We start from the raw sequence: 18074 nt of genomic DNA, 5'->3' as shown, positions 1-18074 counted from the left end.
CTAAAAATGAATTGTAAACCTGAATGACTAAAAATTAAAAAAGTCAGTGAAAAAATCTTCACTGACTTCTATTCTATACTTTAATAAGAAACAGCTATTCCACTTCATATTTAAAGACCAAGGCAGGAACCTCCGCTAATTTCTTTTGCAAGCTTTTTGGAATGGAAACAACCGTTTTCCCATTTTCTGTCTTCCACTTTAAGGAACCTTTTTCTCCCAAGACCTGGATTTTGCTTCCTTTCTTTGGAGGATTTACAGACCAAGATATACGTTCTCCTAGCTCCTCTCCTTCTTCCAAAGGCAACAGGGCAAAAAGTTCTTTTTCTTTTCCTTGGGTGAAATAAAACGCTCCATCTTGAAATGATTCTATGGCTCTGGTATTATAAATCCCTTCTCCATTCACCTTTAGCCAGGCACCGATTTCTTCCAGTCTTTCAACTTGCTCGGGCAAGAATAATCCATTCGCTGTTGGTCCTACACCCAATAGGAGATTTCCTCCCTTTGCCACAATTTCAATCAACAAATGAATGACTTTTCTAGATGGCTTGAATCGATCATTAGGTACATATCCCCAAGCGCCTCCAAGTGTGATACAGCTTTCCCAGGGATCTGGAGACATGGTAGCGGGAATACCTTGTTCCGGGGTTCTATAATTTTCAAATGGCCCATGTACCGTGCGGTCCACGATCAAAATTCCTTCTTGGTTTTTTCGTACCATCTCTGCCACTTTTGGCATATCAATTTCTTGGCTAAATTCTGGTATAGGAGCTCCCCAACTTAATACTTCTTCATTTACTGTGGACTTAGGGCGAACCCATCCTCCATCTAGCCAAAGGATATCTATGTCCCCATAATTGGTGGTAATTTCATTGAGCTGGTTATGGGTAAATTGTACAAACTGGTTCCATCTCCAAGGATGTTTCCGGATATCGTAATTCACATTCCGGTCTGGAGTGGCTCTATAATCCCACCAAAAATATTGGGAATGCCAATCTGGCTTGGAATAATAAGCTCCAATCATCATGTCTTTGGCTCTAAAAGCATCAAATACATGTTTAGCCACATCTGCTTTTGGGTTGGAACCGAAAGGACCATTGGTGATTTTGTAATCGGTGAATTGGGTATCAAACATATTGAATCCATCATGGTGCTTGGTGGTAAACACCACGTATTTCATACCTGCTTTGGCAGCTGCGTCAGCCCATTGTGAGGGATCAAAACCTGTAGGATTAAACTCCTCCTTTAGGCCCCAATACCATTTTTTATAGTCTTCATAACTCTGAGTCGTGTCTTTTCTATTAATCCAATCTTCATTGACAATGCTCCAGGATTCTACAATCCCAGGCACCGCATAAATTCCCCAGTGAATTAAAATACCGAATTTCTGATCTCTCCAATGCTCCAACTTCTCCATTACTTTAGGATCTGTAGGATATTGGTATTCGGAAGAGGTTGGATGTAATGTGTTTTGGGCCTGTGCCCCGAAAGTGATCACCAAGGCAATCACTACTAGCCAAAATGATTTTTGGTTCATAGGTTTTAAAGGATAATCAAAAGAAAATAAAGGGTAAAATTACCGGTGGCTAAAGGTAAAATGGAAAGTTAGGGAGAGCAAGAAGAATCCGCTTCAAGTTTCTTATGGCCTACTATTAAATTGAATTAATGATGATTTCTTTCGCTTCAATTGTCTATCACCGCTGCAATTCCAATGGCATCTTCCCCTCCACCACTATAAAGTAAATACCATTTTCCGTCAACGTCCTGAAACAATTCCGGGTCTCTCAATTGATTCACATGATTTTCGGCTCCATTTTTTGAGGCCTGAACCGGTAAATTTACTCCTTCCCATTCTAATTCGGGACGGAGCATTTCTTCATGAGGAAGTGTGGTTTTCCAATCCATCCAATTTCCTCTCAAATCCATGGTAGTTCTAAAAATCCGCTCCGGCGCATCGCCTCTACTCGTGTACCAAACCTCTAAAGTATGTCCATCTTTCCTCATTCTAGTGGTAAAATGCCTGGGTGTAGAAACTTCCTTACGTGTTGAGTCGACTGTTTTTATGACTTTCAAATTCAAAAAGACAGGGTTTTCGGAAGTCTTCCCCTCTTCCCAGGCATCCTGGATAGGGCTATTGGCAGTGATCCAAGGTTTATCCTTGGAAGGTGATTTCCAAATGACCCCGTGATTGGTAAATCCATAAAGTTCACCCTGGTATTCAAAAGTCTTCAAATAGGCATTTGCCAAAATTTGATTGACCATCCCAAAGCCAGATTGACCTGCTCCTATTCCTCCAATCATTTCTTCTTCAGAGATGCTCCCATTAAAATTTAATCCATCATGGGAAACCCCTATAAAGGTTTTTTGTGATTCTGTAGAAAAATTACTACTTCCTTTTCCATTGGAGGGAGCATGTATAAACAGGATGAATTGCTGATTTATTGAATCTAACAAAACATGGGGAGAAGCCACATGACCTTGCATTTTGGCTCCATTTACCCATTCCATTTTATCCTCTGGACCTAAATCCAATACTCCTTTTCCGGGAAAGCTAGGATCTTCCTGATTGCCTGCATTAAAAAGTGTATAGGGCCCCAAAATCGAACTTGACCATGCCATACGGATGTAATTTCCCTGATGGTGGGAAAAATAAAGATAGTACTGTGCGGAAGGATCTGCACGTTCATTTTTTGTCAACCAATCCGGAATCCTAATCAAACTGGCTCCATTAATATTCTTCGCATCCGAACCGGCAATCCCTTGACGTTCAAACCAAGCTTTGTCGATGATGGCTCTTCCGTCATTCAGTCGAACCACCTGTGTATGAATGCCCTTTTCTTGAGCAAAAATTGAGGATACGGTTCCAAGCATGATTAGAAAAAGAAATTCCATAATCTTACTTTTAAAACCCATCCTCCAAACCTTAAAAAAGACGTTCATTTCTATTCATCTAGTTTTTCAAGAACCAATAATCGGACCTCCATAAATTCTGGTCCATTTATCTTCTTAGACTTCAAGGCGATTGAATGGCCCCCTTCATCTAAATGAATTACTCCAAGTTCTAGGGGTCTAAAGTTCTTTTCATAAGACTCTTGCCTAGGATATCGATCATATTCCACGGCTACAAATGGAGGATCGTGAGCTGTCAAAACAGGAGCTTCCAATTGATTTTCTCCCTGTTCCAAGGAAACGATAGACCCCACCGCAGATTCCTTTGCGGTATAATAAATTGTTGCCTTGTAATTGCCACTGGTTAAGACCTCAGCATCCCAGGTGATACTGTCCGACTCCGAAATCCAATTTGTAAAAAAAGAGGAATTTGGAAAGCGATTGGATCGTTGGATAGATCCATGGGCTATTCCGTCTCTCGCTGGTAAATGCGTAAATGTACTTTTTGAATAGCCAATAGGAAATACTTCTCTTCTATTTCGATCCAACTCACTCAATACGTTCTTCTTCCAATTGGTCTTTGCCTCAACAAATAGAGAGCGCAAGGAATCAGAGGGATTTATGATGGGTTCCAATTGCCCAGGGTCATTTTTCAAATCAAACAGCCGATCCTCTTTATCCAGGAGATAGTCTTGGTTTCTCACACTGACGGCTCCATTCCAATGAGAAAAGATGAAACGTTGTTCCCAATCTTGATCCTCTCCCATCAACAAAGGTTTTAAACTGACCCCATCCAATTTCTTGGTTTCCTTCATCGAAATCCCAGCCATATCAACTAAAGAAGGTAGTACGTCGATGGTGGCAGCCACTTGATGGATTTTTTTTGCCTGTAAATGATCCTTCCAAAAAACAATGAATGGGGAGCGTACTCCTCCTTCATCGGTATGGCCTTTAATCCCTTTCAACCCATCATTCCATCTCCAACCATTGGGGCCATTATCAGACATATAAATCACAATGGTGTTTTCAAGCTTTCCTAAACTATCCAGGCGATCTAAAATTCTTCCCACATTCCAATCGATATTTTCGCATAGCGCCCAAGCAGCACGTGTTTTATCTGGGCTTTCTGAATCTTGATACCTATGCGGAGGAATAGAATCATTTTTATAGCGATCCCACCACAGATCCGGCACCTGCATGGGACTATGGGGCGTATTTAGTGCCAACCAAGCAAAGAAGGGTTGATTGGATTCTTCCTCAATAAATTTTAATGTTTGATTGGTCAGGTCATCAATGATAAAGCCATCTCCTTGAACTACTTCTCCATTTCGTTCCAGCATGGGACTGAAATAGTTGCCCCAATGCCCGGAAGCGAAGCCATAATATTCCTCAAATCCACGATTGTTTGGATGATAGGGAGGTTGAGTGCCATTATGCCACTTCCCAAAAGCACCTGTTCTATACCCTTCAGATTGAAAAATCTCAGCAACCGTAGTTTCGTCTAAATCCAATCGCTCACCTCCCGAAGAGGTATCATATATTCCTCCTCTTGGATGGTATCTCCCAGTTAATAATTCTGCTCTGGTTGGAGAACAAACAGGACTGACATAAAAGCGGGTAAATTGAACTCCAGCTTTAGCCATCGCATCAATTCGGGGGGTATGTACAGAGGGATTTCCATTTACACCTAAATCACCCCATCCCTGATCATCAGAAATGATTACCAAAATATTGGGTGGTATTGGCGAGGTCTCTTCTTCCTTACAAGATGAAAATATCAAAAGAGGTACTCCAACTAGGCAAAAGAACCTAAAAAATGGATAAAATTGATTTTTGAGATAGTTCATTCAAAAAGAAAATTGGGTTTAAGTCAATACCATTCAATGTACAAATACTTTCTATTTTCTAACATAAACATCCTTATTCCCGCTAACATATCTTTTGTTTCTATAAAGCAATCAATTACTTATCTTGAAGATTAAACTAGTTAGCAATGCCCCAGTACAAATTACGGATCAACGGCTTAGTCAAAGAGGTAGAAACCGATGCAGACACCCCTCTTCTTTATGTTTTAAGGGATGAATTGGAACTCAACGGACCCAAATTTGGATGCGGGTTATCCCAATGTGGAGCCTGTATGGTATTAATCGATGGAGAAGCCACTACCTCTTGCATGCGACCGATATCCTCTTTAGGTAATGCTGAAATAATCACCTTGGAGGGATTAAGAGGGAAAAACGGAGAACTTCACCCAGTCCAGCAAGCTTTCGTTCAAGAGCAAGCTGCTCAATGCGGTTATTGTCTCAATGGAATGGTGATGGCATCTGTGGGCTTATTGAATCAAAATCCAAACCCCAATGACCAAGAAATCAGAGAAGGAATGCAGTTAAATCTATGTAGATGTAGCACTCATTCCAGAATCATTAAGGCCATCAAAACTGCAGCAAAAACCCAATAAGGATCAAAATGGAGCTCCCCAAAACATCAAGAAGGAAATTTTTAAGAAATATTGGATTTATCAGCGTGGGTTTCCCATTGCTGAGTTCTTGTTTTGAGGAACAAGAAAAAACCATGGCCAAGCGGATTGATTACAATGGGGATTTACCCGGAAGTATGAGAAATGCCAGTGCAGTCAATGCCTGGCTGCAAGTATTGGAAGATGGAAGGGTATTGATTTATTCTGGAAAAGTTGAATTGGGCCAAGGAATTCGAATGGCGATTTGTCAAGTAGCAGCGGAAGAATTAGATCTGGATTTAGACCAAGTGGAAGTCCATTTGGCAGAAACTGGAGTTACGCCAGACGAAGGATACACTGCCGGAAGTGGGTCAGTTCCAAACAGCGCCATGTCTGTTCGATATGCCGCAGCGACTGCAAGAAAAAAACTATTGGAGCTTGCTAGTAGTCAACTGAATGCACCAATAGAAAAGCTTTCATTTTCAAAAGGGAATGTAGGGTATCAAAACCAAAAATTAAATTTTGCTGAAATCCTTGATGGGGCTCAAATTGAAATGGAAGTAAGCAAACCAGTCCCAATAAAAGATAGCTCCTCTTACCAATACATTGGGAAAGCCATCCACAGAAAGGATATTCCCAAAATGGTCATTGGGGAAGAAATCTATGTGCAAGACCTTCGGTTTCCCGGGATGGTACATGCCCGTGTGTTACGACCTGCCAGCTATCAATCCTCTTTAACATCCATTGACCTAGATGGGCTCTCTTCTGAAGTATCGGGAGTTTTAAAAACTGTGGTAAAAGGGAATTTTGTTGGAGTCATCACTGAACGGGAGTATCAAGCAGTTAAAGCAGAGCGGTACCTTAAAAACCATTCGGAATGGACCTCTGAGACAGCTTTCCCTGAGGAAGAAAATTTATACAAGCATTTAAAGTCCATTGCTGAGCCTCCTGAGAGCATCCGGGACCAGGGGGATGTTAGCAAAGCCTTTGCTGAGAACCAGACCTATCAAGCAGAATATACCAAGCCCTATTTTCAACATGGGGCCATTGGTCCTGCTTGTGGCATCGCACTGTTCGATGGTGACATTTTACATATCTGGTCCCATAGTCAGGGAATATACCCCATGCGTAGCGCCATTGCCGCCATGTTGAAGATGGATCAATCAAAGATTCATGTGACTGGAATCCCTGGTGCCGGGTGTTTTGGACATAATGCCGCAGATGATGCAGCTGCAGATGCAGCCATTCTTGCCACTGAATACCCTGGAAAGCATGTCCGGGTTCAGTGGTCTAGAACTGACGAACATACCTGGGAGCCCTATGGTACAGCGATGATCATGAAGATGCATGCCAGTCTGGACAATCAAGGGAAAATCACCGCATGGAAATCTGAGGTGTGGACCGATACCCACAGTATGAGACCCAATCGGGATCCAGCAACCTTGTTGGACACCAGATATCTGGAGGGTCCCATACCCTTAACTCAAAGAGGATATTTAGGAGGAGGTCATCGTAATGCCGATCCCTACTATGCTTTTCCTAACATGCAGGTGAATGCCCATTTTTTTAATGGCCCCTTGAGAGTATCCTCCTTGCGAAGCTTAGGCTCCTATGGGAATATTTTCGCTATTGAATCCTTTATGGATGAACTTGCAGAAAAAGCCAATAACAATCCTTTTGCATTTAGGATCACTCATTTAAATGATGAAAGAGCCATCGCTGTAATCCAAAAACTTCAGCAATTATGCAACGCTGCCAGGGTCAATACTGGAGAAGGAATAGGGATGGCCTTTTCCAGGTATAAAAATAATACTGCTTATGCAGCTGTAGCGGCACATGTAAAAGTGGATCCAGCTGCAGGAATTCTCCAACTCAAAAAATTATGGGCAGTGGGAGACGTTGGCCAGATTATCAACTTAGATGGAATCACCAATCAATTTGAAGGTGGAATGATCCAGGCTGCCAGTTGGACCTTAAAGGAACAGGTTAATTTTAAGGGAGATCAAATTACCAGTAAAGACTGGATGAGTTATCCAATTTTCCGATTTGATGAAATTCCAGAAGTGGAAGTAGTGATGATTGACCATCCTGAGTTACCTGCAGAAGGAGGAGGAGAAGTTTCCATGCCTCCCACCGGAGCGGCTATTGCCAATGCAGTATACCAAGCTTGTGGAAAACGAGTGTACGATCTTCCAATCCGAATTGAGAAGATCCCTAGCTGATCTTTAAATCTATTTCAGAATCCAAGACCATTTCCACAAATATTGATTTCCAATAAATAGATTTTTCCCTGTTCATATGAATTTTCTATGCAGTTGATAAGGTGGTTCTTTGCCAGCAATTTATTCTGAGATACCATTTGTGTAGCTTCTCTTTTTAAGAGATTTTATCCCAACTACGAATACCAAAATCAATAGTATCGAAAAAAAGAGTGTCGTTGTCATGCTTTTCACAATCGTACATACATTGGTCACCTTCATGGAAATTGAAGATAAATTGGGAAAACTGTTCAACATGATCATGATTCCAAAATTCTCTGCATAATCCGCTAATCCTGCAATTATGGGTAGGTAGCAGAGGTAGATAAAAAAGGAATTTAATTTATTCAGTTTCTTTAATAAATACCCCATTAACAGCCCATAACCTAGACCAAAGAGAAATGGATAAATCATATCCACTGGAAGTTGCGTCGTCAAATAAATCTGTCTTCCCTGCTCTCCTAAGGTCTCTAAAAGCTTCGTGATATATTCGGGACTATATCCCAAGGGCATCATATCTAGGAGTTTCAGCCCATTTGAATAAACCATTGTTTTTGGAATCGTAATCCATAACATGATGGCATAAACCGTATTAGTTAAAATAAAGAGCAGGAGTACTTTCTTGCCAGAAACATTCCGATTGACGATCTCCCTTAGTTTCCCCATGAATTGTTTGGTTTCGCAGGTATTAAAATAAAAAATTGAAAGGATTAAAGTACGGAATCGTTAGCCAAAATAGAAGCTGCAAGAGGCAGTTTAGTACTTAAGTTCAACGTCAACTTCTGGAATCCTTTTTACCGAAAAGCAGAGGCCACTCACCTTTTATAGAAACGATCAAATCGGTGGATTAACACTATTCAACCTTCACTACTAATTTTCCTTTTGCTTTATTTTCTTCCATGTATTGATGGGCTTTTACAACTTCATCTAATTGAAACATCCTATCAATCCGTAATTGGATAGTTCCCCTTTCCACATCATTTATAAATTCCTGAAGCAGATTTTTAGAAAGATTATTGGATTCCCCCATATACACAGTAAGCCTACCTAGTGATGGAATATCCCCCATCGGAGTAAACTCTTTCATGGTCCATTCATTTCCTAATATTCCAGTCATACAAACCATTCCTTTAGGCGCAATACATTTCAAAGAATCTTTTAATGTCCTTGTACCAATCAATTCCAGCACTTTATCTACACCCCTGGGATAAATCTTTCTGACTTGATACTTTACAATTCCATCATCCAAAATAACATGGTCAACCCCATTATCTAGCAGGGCCTGCCTCTTTTCTGAATTTCTAGTAGTCGATAGCACTGTCAATCCTTTTCCTTTGGCAAGTTGGCAGGCTAACATTCCAATGGATGAAGTGCCTCCTCGAATTAGAAGTGTTTCACCCTTTTGGATTTCAAGTGCCTGATGGAGAGATCCAGATACTGTCTGAAACATTTCTGGAATTGCTCCAAGGGTCCCCCAATCCAAACTACTTGTAAAAGGAAAAATTATTTCTATTGGTGCCAAGGTATATTCTGCATACCCCCCATCAAAAAATCTTCCCATCCCCCCCATGATTGCTGCCACTTGCTGTCCTTTTTCAAAGGTGTTTGAAGGATCTTCCTCCACCACTCCTACACATTCAATTCCTTGAATGCGTGGAAATTCAACTCCTGGAGAATCACCACGTCTTGTAAATAACTCAGACCTATTCAGGCCAAAAGCTTTTACCTTAATTAAAACCCAACCTAGTTTTACTTGGGGTGTAGAGACCTCCTTAATTTCAATAACCTCAGGACTTCCGGCTTTGGTGGTGATCGCTGCTTTCATTTTTATTTATTTCTTAGTGCAATTATGGTAGCCAAGCTCTTTTTAAAATTACTTTGGCCTCAAGCTAATTAGATTAAAACTTTTCCAGAATGGATTTTCGATGGATTGCTCCGATTTCATTGATAATCACATCTCCAAATTCAGTCAATACTATTTCCTTTTTACTCAACAAAAAAGCTTCTCAGCGGTCAGGCTACTAATAAACCCTAGTTGTTCAGATTTTTACACACTTTCGGCTACTCGGATGCAGTATCCATTGATATCAACAAATGCAAACTCCTTAAGTCCATAGGGTTGTTCCTGTAACTGGTCGATAATATTGACATCCAGTCGTTTGAAATCTGCATAGATTTCCTCAATATTTGTTACAAACCACATGAGGTCTAGTCGATGGTTTTTGTTATTGATATCGTTTGTAAAGGTCTCATCCTGAGAAAAAATTAATCGTAAGTCATCTTTACGGATCCCCCCATCAAAATCCCCAAATGTCCATTCTTCTGTAAAGCCTAGCACATCACGATAATAGTCAAGTGTTTGCCGCAAATTTCTTACGGGTAACTGAGGAGAACATTTATAAAATCTTTTCATCTTCTTCTGTTTAAGTTAAAAAAACTGTGCTTTTAATCCTCTAGCAGCTTTAAGAAAGTCTCATAGTTGTACTCCTAAGTCAAATATTTGCTGACTCCGCCAAATTTTGCTGAATACTAATTCATTTTTGAGCTTTGTTTTGGAATGTTTATTTCAAAATATCACCATTGTAGTTGGTAGCAAAGACTTAATTTCTAGTTGCTCTGATTCTGAAAAATGGTTCCCACTAAATTCTAAAACAGCCAGGTTCGACCATCCATCTAACTATTCTCATATAGTTTATTCCGATCGAATATACGCATCAGGAAATACTGTGTAAGGGTCCAGTAATATCGGACGTGTATTTGCCCCTTATGATTTGATAAGGCAGACCTTTAATTTTTTATATTCTTAAGGGCTTTCCTAAATGAATCAACAGATCTTTTTACATCTTCCTCTGTAGTTGCCCAGGAACAAATACTAATCCTGATAACCTTACGTCCTTTCCAACTGGAACCACCCACCCAGCATTCCCTCATTTCTTGAATTTCTTTAAGAACTTTATCTGTTAAGGAATCAGTATCACATTGCACAAGAACTTGATTATATACGACCTGATTCAGCACAAGAAAACCCTTTTCGGAATTCAATAATTCAGCAAATTGAACGGCACGCTTGTGTAAATTATGTATCAGTTCTTCTATACCGGTTCGGCCTAGATATCTTAAAATAGCCCAAAGTTCAATAACTCTGCTCCTTCTTGACATTTCTGGTACGTAATACATGCCATTTCTTTCATTGTCATTTGGCAGATAAGCAGCATTTATATGTAAAGTTGAAATTAGTGCCTCCTCATCGGTACAAAATATAATACCGGAATCATAGGGTGAGTTTAATGTCTTATGTGCATCAACTGCCCATGAACTTGCGTATTCGTACCCGGTAGTAAGATGGTTAAAATGTTGGGTAGCACCGGCCCATAGTCCAAAGGCACCATCTATATGAACCCATGCCCCTTGCTCTTTAGCTTTCTTACAAATTGAAGCAAAGTTGTCAAAAGCACCAGTATTTACGTTTCCCGCTTGTAGAGATAAAATTGTGGTATGATCAAGTTTGGGAATTTTATCTACCAAAATCCTTCCTTGATCGTCAACCTCCACAAATTCAATAGTATCAATTCCAAAACCAGCCAAAGAAATTGCCTGCAGCATGGAGGAATGAACCTGTCTTCCAGCTACAATCCTAACTTTTGGGGCATTAAAAAGTCCTTTTTTCGTGACGTCCCAATTCAAATTCTTTAATATCCGGTATCGCGCTGCAGCTAAGGCACAAAAATTGGCAGTCGAGGTGCCGCTTACAAATCCAGCTACGGTTTCATTTGGCAGTGCAAGTAGTTGGACAAGCCACTTTTGAACGACAGTTTCTAATTTTGAGGAGATGGGAGAGCTCTGGTATACTGTTGCGTTTTGATCCCAAAATGTGGCCAGATTTTTTGCCGCTAGCCCCACTGGAATAACTCCACCATGAACAAATCCAAAATATCTACCGCCAATTTGAGCTGTTGTCCCGGGAGCTCCATATCTATTTAAAAGATTTAAAGTTTCAAGGGGATCTCCGGAATTTTCCGGAAAATCTTCCTCAAATATTGAAAGATCATGGAGATCACTCTTGGAAGGATATACATTCCTGTCAAAAATGCTCCCGAGGTATTCTATACCAAAAGATTCCGCTTTACGAAAGAGCTCAGCATCTTTCAGTTCCAGGAACATTTTATGCTGCAATGAATTGTCTTCGTTCATTTATATTTCATTAGGTTGGCTCTTAAGCCTGTCCATATTGCGTATCGCCTTAATAATACACACTGTTATAGACAGTGGCACTTACGGAATCTATTTATCTTCGTTCTTCGCATTTCAAACTTCCCTTTTACCGATTTCTAAAATTCTGATAATATTCTAAAGTCTCACCAATGATCGTAGGTAAAGGGTCCTTCGCAATGAACTCCAAAAACGAATTATCGAAGTTTAAATTCTTTTGATTTTTAACTATTCTCTTCCAGGTCATTTTAACTGCTGGCCCTGACCTCACCACAATTTTATCCTCTAATTTTATGATTGGAAGCTCTTCCCCCAAAGCCGTTAAACAAGCAAGATATGGGAAATTGACACCGGCAAAAATAGAAGCTGTTACACTGGCCCAAAACCGAGGGTTCATCTCAATTAAGTTGGCCCGTTTCTCCACTTCGTCATACCTTAAATCTATGTGCACGATACCAGACCAATTGAATTTTTCGACCAGATCTTCCACAATTGCCAAAATCTCTTCCTGGTTCTTAAATTCCAATCCATAAGGCCAGGGGTAATCTGCTGAATATTTGATACTTCTTTGGATGGTATATGCAAGTATTTCCCCTTGCTTCCCTAATAAACTACAGTCAATATCATATCCCTTGATGTAGTCCTGAACGATCAAGTCCATTTTATGATCAAACCCGGAATACCATTCCTCGAATTGATCATTATTTTCAAAAATTTCAATTCCTTTTCCTCCCCATCCCACTCTTGGTTTTACGATGATGGGAAAGCTAATTTTTGAAATAACCTCTTCCAAGTTATCACCTGGACTAAAAAGTAAGGTTTCCGGATGAGCAATATTATTCTCTTTCAGCCATCGAGAAAGTAACCATTTGTCATCTGCTATATCAAATGAGTGGATTTCAGGTGTGTTTATGTTAGCTATTACTTTGGCAAATGTTTCTTTTTTTTCAATGATTAAACGGACAGCCCGAACTCCAACAGGCAGCAAAACATCCGCCTTTGTCTTTTTTATCGCTTCTATTATCCCAGCCAAATAATTTTCATTATCTCCAAAAGGAAGATGGATAAACTTCTTTACATAACGGGAAAATCGTATGGGGGCATATTTGTGTTCAGATATCACAAATACTTGGATATTCTTCACTTCTGCTAGACACCTGACGACAGAGAGGGCGTTGGCTTCATCACCGTCTGGAATCAAGACAGAAAATGCGGGAGATTTGGTCCTGTTGTTCATTAAGTTTAAATAAATCTCTTTAAAGAAATTTCTCTCCTCCAAGAAAGAATTTCCATTTGGTATTGTAAAAAGTTAACCTAAAAATCAATTAAACTTAATGATTTAATAATAGAATTAAAAGCAATTAATGAATTTATTATTCATAAAAAGGTATTTCAAATACCTTTTTATGCTCTTTGAATATTAAAAAATCTTCCTTAAAAATATTAAACCCTACTTTTTAAATGATTATAGCAGGTACGGGCGAAGTAAATAAACCAGCTGATGATGCCGATAAACTTAAAGCCATCCTCAAATAAGTAAATCTCTTTTAAAGTAACCCCAAGCGTCAGAATTACATCTGTAAATACAGATCCTGCCATGGAAATAAAAGCAATAAGGAATAATAAGTAATCTGATTCTTCAATGATTTCCCGGAATAGATATAATAGCGCTAATACACTCATACCGTAGAATAGATAGAGAAATTTTTCACTGATATGTAAAAAATAGGGAATGATCACATCATGCATTAAAAACAAATCATCTACCAAAAAGAATACGGATAATATTCCGGAATAAAAGAAAAATTGGATCACTTTTTTCGGTTTTCCATAGTCTCTAGCAAGTTTTACTGAAAAGAAAAGGATAGCTGCTGTAAAACACCAAAATATCACTCCAATATTGGACAAAAGACCTATATAAAATTCTACCTCCGCATTAGGTTCATGCCAAAGCGTTTGAATGGCATCTCTAGACAGGTATCCAAAACTGACCCCATTCATTTTCCCAACCGAAAACATTACCCATAAAAGGGCGATCACTGGGACAAAAATTTTGAGCAATAGAAAGATTGAATCCTTCTTAAAAAGTGTTTTAAAGGTTAAATAATTCAAAACAAAAAAGATTTAATAAAACAATACCTACAATTTAGTTCATCTAAACTTCAAATTAATTACCACTTATAACTAAATTTAAAATTAAAGGTGCTTTTATCAAAATCTTAATTAAAAGATACGCTTTGCGAGATATAGCTGCGCTGAGATACGCATTTGGCGAGATAGGCTTCGCGAAATAAACTCCCAAATACTTGTCTAGGTGAATACTCTATTTTTAAAACTTGCCCGAAATGAAACCATTATTTCGCGACTGAAAGGAGTCTATTTCCATTTTATTTCTAAGTAATTCAGAGATATTCTATGAAATATCTTGGCATTAGCTTAATCCTAAATTTATCTGCCCGAAGGGCTATCTTAAAATATTTCGTGATCCACCGAATGCGGTGAGCTTATTTCAATAGTTATTCAATTGTATTTTCTTTACAAATTCCCCAAAAAATTCTCGGCATTTGTTAGATGTACTTCTTTCTTTTCCTTGCCCATTCGCTCCCAAGAATAATAAAGCATAGAGATACGTGGATTGGATTTAAAAAAGTCTTGATGTTCATCAATAAATCTCCAGAATAGCCCATCCCAAACCTTTTCCCAGTCCCCTTTGGGATAATCGCTCATTTTTTTCAAATAATTAGAGCCTCCGATATAAGGTTTGGTAGCAAAAAGTCCCCCGTCCGCAAATTGGCTCATTCCATAAACATTGGGCACCATGACCCAATCATAGGCATCAATAAACAACTCCATAAACCATCGGTATACCTCATCAGGATCAAATTCACAAAGCAACATGAAATTCCCCAAAATCATTAATCGCTCGATATGATGGCAATACCCAGTATTTAAAACCTTTTTGATGGTTTGATCAACGGGTTCTATGCCTGTGGTTCCATCATAAAAACTGGCAGGGATCCTTCGTTTAAATCCCCAGAAGTTTCTCGTTCTGGAATAACTTCCCTTGCATTCATACATCCCCCGAATAAATTCTCTCCAGCCTATAATCTGACGTACAAAGCCTTCGGTTGAGTTAATGGGCACCTTCTCTTTTTTTGAAAATTCCAGACTCTTTTCGATAACTTCATTAGGTACCAATAAACCTGCGTTGATCAAGGGAGATAACATGCTATGATTCAAAAATGACTCCTCTTTGACAATGGCGTCTTCATAAGCCCCAAACTCGTGAAATCTGTTTTTCAAGAACTGATCCAACCATTCGGCAGCTTGTTTTCGGTCAATGGGATAAATAGGTTGTTTGCTTAATTTTCCAGGATTCTCTCCAAAATGCTTTTGGGTATAATCCATTGCTTCCTTCCAATGTTCAGTAGCATCTGGAAACGTTATTGATGGCGGAGTTTTCCCTTTAGGATATTTTTTTCGATTCTCTGTGTCATAGGTCCAACTTCCACCTTCCGGCTCTTGATTCTTATCCAAAAGAATTCCTCTATCCTTTCGCTGTTGTTTGTAAAAAGAAGTTTGAAAAAAAGATTTCTTATTCACCTTGAAAAACGTTGATAGCTCTTCCTTGTTATTCAAAAAAGCAGGATTTTCGTGAAGGATTAATTCACAGGACCTCGACATTTCCCCTACCCTTTTCTCCAACCAATTGTCAACCGGATCAATACAATGGATCTTTGTTATCTTTTTGTCATTAATTTCTTTACTAAATTTCCTGATATCTGAGAGTTCGGAATGGCTTTCAATATAATGGACGGTTAAACCCTCTTTTTCCAAAAAATCTTGGTAAGCTTTCATGGATGCCCTATGAAATGCCAATTTTTGTTGATGGAATCGGTATTGCTTAAAAAATAAAAACTCTTCTATCAGATAAATCTCATTTCCATTTTTCAATAAAGGACCCGTTGAGAAAAGTTGATGGGGAAAAATAAGATTAATGGCTTTTTCCATGGTGTTTGTTTCTTCTACATCGTTCACTGCAATAGTTTACTTCCCCCCAGTTTTTCTCCCATTTCTTTCTCCAAGAGAAGGATCGTTGGCAGACTGGACAAATTTTGGTAGGCAAATCAGATTTTTTCATTCAAATTCAGGAATCTCATTTTCCCGCACATAAGGGAAGCTATCTAACATATTCAGCCCGTAATAGGTATTTAAACCTGAAATTCCGACTCCCATATAGCTAGATAAATCCATTTGCCCCAGTGAATTGATGATTTCATCCGGCATTACAATTAACTCTACCAAACCGATCACAAAAATGCATCCATTCGGCAATGGGATACTTTCGAGGTGTTTCATCCCAATTTTCACGGGACTTTCCTTGACGAAGGGGGCGAAAAAATCCCCGATATACTCTTGCTGCAACTTCATTCGATCAAATTCCGATTCTCCTCTTCCTAATTTAGCCGAGGTGAAATGTGCTTTTTTGATAAAGGATTCCGAAATATGGTTGATGGTGTAATAACCAGTCTCCATGATATTCGGATAAGTATCTCTGGGGATTTCGGTTTGAGGTCTCATGATAAACCCCAGTTGTGCAGGACTGGACCCTAAATGAACCACTGAGGAAAATATTGCAACATTTTCTTGATCGTCCACAGACTTAGTACCTATTAAGTTTGCTGGTTTGATCCCGGAAATCGAGTTGATCAAGTTCAACCGATACTTCCGATCCATTTGGTCCAGTTCTTCTTTAGTTAACTGCATGTTTTCTTAGTATTATTAGCTATTACTTCACAAAATCAGCGTTTCGGGAAAATTCCTTCTTGCATCTCTTCCAGAAGGCAAAAAAGGAAGGATAATATCCTTTAACAGAACTCATCCAATCTCTTGGTTCTTCTTTTCCTTGGTAATGCAAGTTGGTTGGATGTTCTTTGAAAATCAGGTTTTTAGGCTCTACAAGTTTCATCAAGTCTGCATATTCCCCTACGAACACCTGTATTCCCGAAATGTTATGACTGAGTCCCAAGGCAAAGTCCAAGCATTTTTGTTGGATAGGGTATTTTCCGAAAAAGGAAGGTTCCAAAAGGAGAACTCGCTGGACATTCTCTCCCTGATACCAATAAGGATCCAAATTGTAATAATTATAGACCAAGGTGGCGGATGAAGAATCTAATGGAGGATTTCCCACCTCTGGTAACTTGAATTCTGCTTTAAAAGGCACGGTATCTTTAAGAATAGAAGGAATTTTCAAACCCTCAAAATCCGCATAGTCCACATCCAAGAAAGTTCCTTCCTGATCACTTTGGAAGTACTTATTGATATTAGACTGATTTGCGTAGTATTTCTTACTGGAATTTGATCCCGCCACCCATTGCCAACTTAAATGGTTACTTGCCAAATCCCCATCCAACAAATGACTGTATAGCCAACGGGCAGGTTCCAGCCAATGAGATTGGGCAATATTGCAACAAATAGAAGCCACATACATTCGCATATGATTATGCATGTAACCGGTTTCATACAATTCGAGGATAGCTTGGTCCACAGCCTCTATACCGGTTTTTGCCTGAATAACGGTTTGTGGGATTTTCCAATTTGACACGGGTGTTTGAATCTGTTTTAAGTCCTGGAAAATCACCTCTCTTTTAGAGATCCAGATTTGCTGCCAATAATCCCTCCAGGCTAATTCTTGTATCAATTTCTCTGTTTGAGAAGATGGAAGTTGAAGGGAATAAATATGATCCAGTACCTGTTTCGTGGAAATTACTCCTCTGGAAATGTAAGGGCTCAAGCGGGTGACTGCTCCATCTTTGAAATTTCGGGTGGACGCATATTTTACAGGTTCAATTTCCTGAATCCGTTGCTCAATAGCTGTTAATTTGGTTGGAAAAGAGTGCACTAGGTAATCTTATTTAGGGAGATACTTCTTTGTCTGGAACATTTAAACCGGGTGATTTCCTCACTTCTTTTTTTCAAATGTTTTTGGCTAACCCCACTATTCACCCGCTTCCTCCACATTTTAAAAGAACTTTCTTTCAATTCTCTTCTCATGAGTTTGATTACCTGAGACTCGGAAAGTCCAAATTGGGATTCGATGGCTTCAAAGGGAGTTCTATCCTCCCAAGCCATTTCTATAATTCGATCTAATTCTCTATCGGTCATATAAAATTCTTCTTCAAATTGGAATTGGAAAGACCTATTTCCTTTGAATTAATTTCTACTTAGATAAAGCTGATCGGCCTGAAAAATGTTTGAAAGGATAT

The 18074-nt window shown here is 39.2% G+C and carries 16 protein-coding genes; 2 read left to right on the top strand and 14 right to left on the bottom strand.

The window, feature by feature from the left end:
• Positions 1-94 precede the first annotated feature (94 nt).
• The 3 genes from BUR11_RS04175 to BUR11_RS04165 all read right to left on the bottom strand — a co-directional run bounded on the left by BUR11_RS04175 (position 95) and on the right by BUR11_RS04165 (position 4733).
• Positions 95-1534, bottom strand: coding sequence for an alpha-L-fucosidase (locus tag BUR11_RS04175; protein WP_074223551.1), 1440 nt, complete (start codon positions 1532-1534; stop codon positions 95-97).
• 146 nt (positions 1535-1680) lie between these two features.
• Entirely contained in the window at positions 1681-2868 is a 1188-nt protein-coding gene (locus BUR11_RS04170; RefSeq protein ID WP_143185829.1) for a hypothetical protein, read from the bottom strand.
• Positions 2869-2939: 71 nt separating this feature from the next.
• A complete protein-coding gene (locus BUR11_RS04165) occupies positions 2940-4733 on the bottom strand; it encodes an arylsulfatase (protein ID WP_074223549.1) in 1794 nt (597 codons plus the stop codon).
• A 146-nt stretch (positions 4734-4879) separates the two neighbouring features.
• On the opposite strand from BUR11_RS04165, the gene BUR11_RS04160 reads away from it, so the two are divergent.
• Both BUR11_RS04160 and BUR11_RS04155 read left to right on the top strand, forming a co-directional pair.
• Positions 4880-5344, top strand: a complete 465-nt coding sequence (locus tag BUR11_RS04160; RefSeq protein WP_074223548.1) for a (2Fe-2S)-binding protein — start codon at positions 4880-4882, stop codon at positions 5342-5344.
• Positions 5345-5352: 8 nt separating this feature from the next.
• Positions 5353-7563: a xanthine dehydrogenase family protein molybdopterin-binding subunit gene (locus tag BUR11_RS04155; RefSeq protein WP_074223547.1), complete on the top strand. Its 2211-nt coding sequence runs from the start codon at positions 5353-5355 to the stop codon at positions 7561-7563.
• A gap of 120 nt (positions 7564-7683) precedes the next feature.
• On the opposite strand, the gene BUR11_RS04150 is transcribed toward BUR11_RS04155, so the two are convergent.
• The 11 genes from BUR11_RS04150 to BUR11_RS04100 form a co-directional block, all read right to left on the bottom strand.
• Positions 7684-8265 (bottom strand): hypothetical protein, encoded by a 582-nt coding sequence (locus BUR11_RS04150; RefSeq protein WP_074223546.1) that lies wholly within the window; start codon positions 8263-8265, stop codon positions 7684-7686.
• Between the two features lie 187 nt (positions 8266-8452).
• Complete coding sequence (locus tag BUR11_RS04145; protein WP_074223545.1) at positions 8453-9424, bottom strand: zinc-binding alcohol dehydrogenase family protein; 972 nt, start codon at positions 9422-9424, stop codon at positions 8453-8455.
• A 222-nt stretch (positions 9425-9646) separates the two neighbouring features.
• Positions 9647-10012, bottom strand: a complete 366-nt coding sequence (locus BUR11_RS04140) for a VOC family protein (RefSeq protein ID WP_074223544.1) — start codon at positions 10010-10012, stop codon at positions 9647-9649.
• Between the two features lie 374 nt (positions 10013-10386).
• Positions 10387-11790 carry a pyridoxal phosphate-dependent decarboxylase family protein gene (locus BUR11_RS04135; protein ID WP_074223543.1) on the bottom strand — a complete coding sequence of 468 codons (1404 nt, stop codon included), beginning with the start codon at positions 11788-11790 and terminating at the stop codon, positions 10387-10389.
• Positions 11791-11917: 127 nt separating this feature from the next.
• Positions 11918-13045, bottom strand: a complete 1128-nt coding sequence (locus BUR11_RS04130) for a carboxylate--amine ligase (RefSeq protein ID WP_143185828.1) — start codon at positions 13043-13045, stop codon at positions 11918-11920.
• A gap of 206 nt (positions 13046-13251) precedes the next feature.
• The gene (locus BUR11_RS04125) at positions 13252-13848 is read right to left on the bottom strand and encodes a hypothetical protein (RefSeq protein ID WP_143185826.1); all 597 of its coding nucleotides are present in this window, start codon (positions 13846-13848) and stop codon (positions 13252-13254) included.
• A 495-nt stretch (positions 13849-14343) separates the two neighbouring features.
• Entirely contained in the window at positions 14344-15846 is a 1503-nt protein-coding gene (locus BUR11_RS04120; RefSeq protein WP_317045221.1) for a cryptochrome/photolyase family protein, read from the bottom strand.
• Positions 15803-15949 (bottom strand): DUF2256 domain-containing protein, encoded by a 147-nt coding sequence (locus tag BUR11_RS04115; protein ID WP_074223539.1) that lies wholly within the window; start codon positions 15947-15949, stop codon positions 15803-15805. Before BUR11_RS04115 ends, BUR11_RS04120 begins: the two co-directional genes overlap by 44 nt.
• The gene (locus BUR11_RS04110) at positions 15946-16575 is read right to left on the bottom strand and encodes a flavin reductase family protein (RefSeq protein WP_074223538.1); all 630 of its coding nucleotides are present in this window, start codon (positions 16573-16575) and stop codon (positions 15946-15948) included. Before BUR11_RS04110 ends, BUR11_RS04115 begins: the two co-directional genes overlap by 4 nt.
• Positions 16576-16597: 22 nt before the next feature.
• On the bottom strand, positions 16598-17710 hold the full coding sequence (locus BUR11_RS04105) for an FAD-binding domain-containing protein (RefSeq protein WP_074223537.1): 1113 nt from the start codon (positions 17708-17710) through the stop codon (positions 16598-16600).
• Positions 17710-17973, bottom strand: coding sequence for a TIGR03643 family protein (locus BUR11_RS04100; RefSeq protein ID WP_074223536.1), 264 nt, complete (start codon positions 17971-17973; stop codon positions 17710-17712). The genes BUR11_RS04105 and BUR11_RS04100 overlap by 1 nt, the downstream gene beginning before the upstream one ends.
• Positions 17974-18074 lie beyond the last annotated feature (101 nt).

Source organism: Algoriphagus halophilus (assembly GCF_900129785.1).
Classification (GTDB): domain Bacteria; phylum Bacteroidota; class Bacteroidia; order Cytophagales; family Cyclobacteriaceae; genus Algoriphagus; species Algoriphagus halophilus.
Note: the sequence above shows the minus strand (reverse complement) of the source record. Positions and strands in the feature narration are given on the sequence as shown.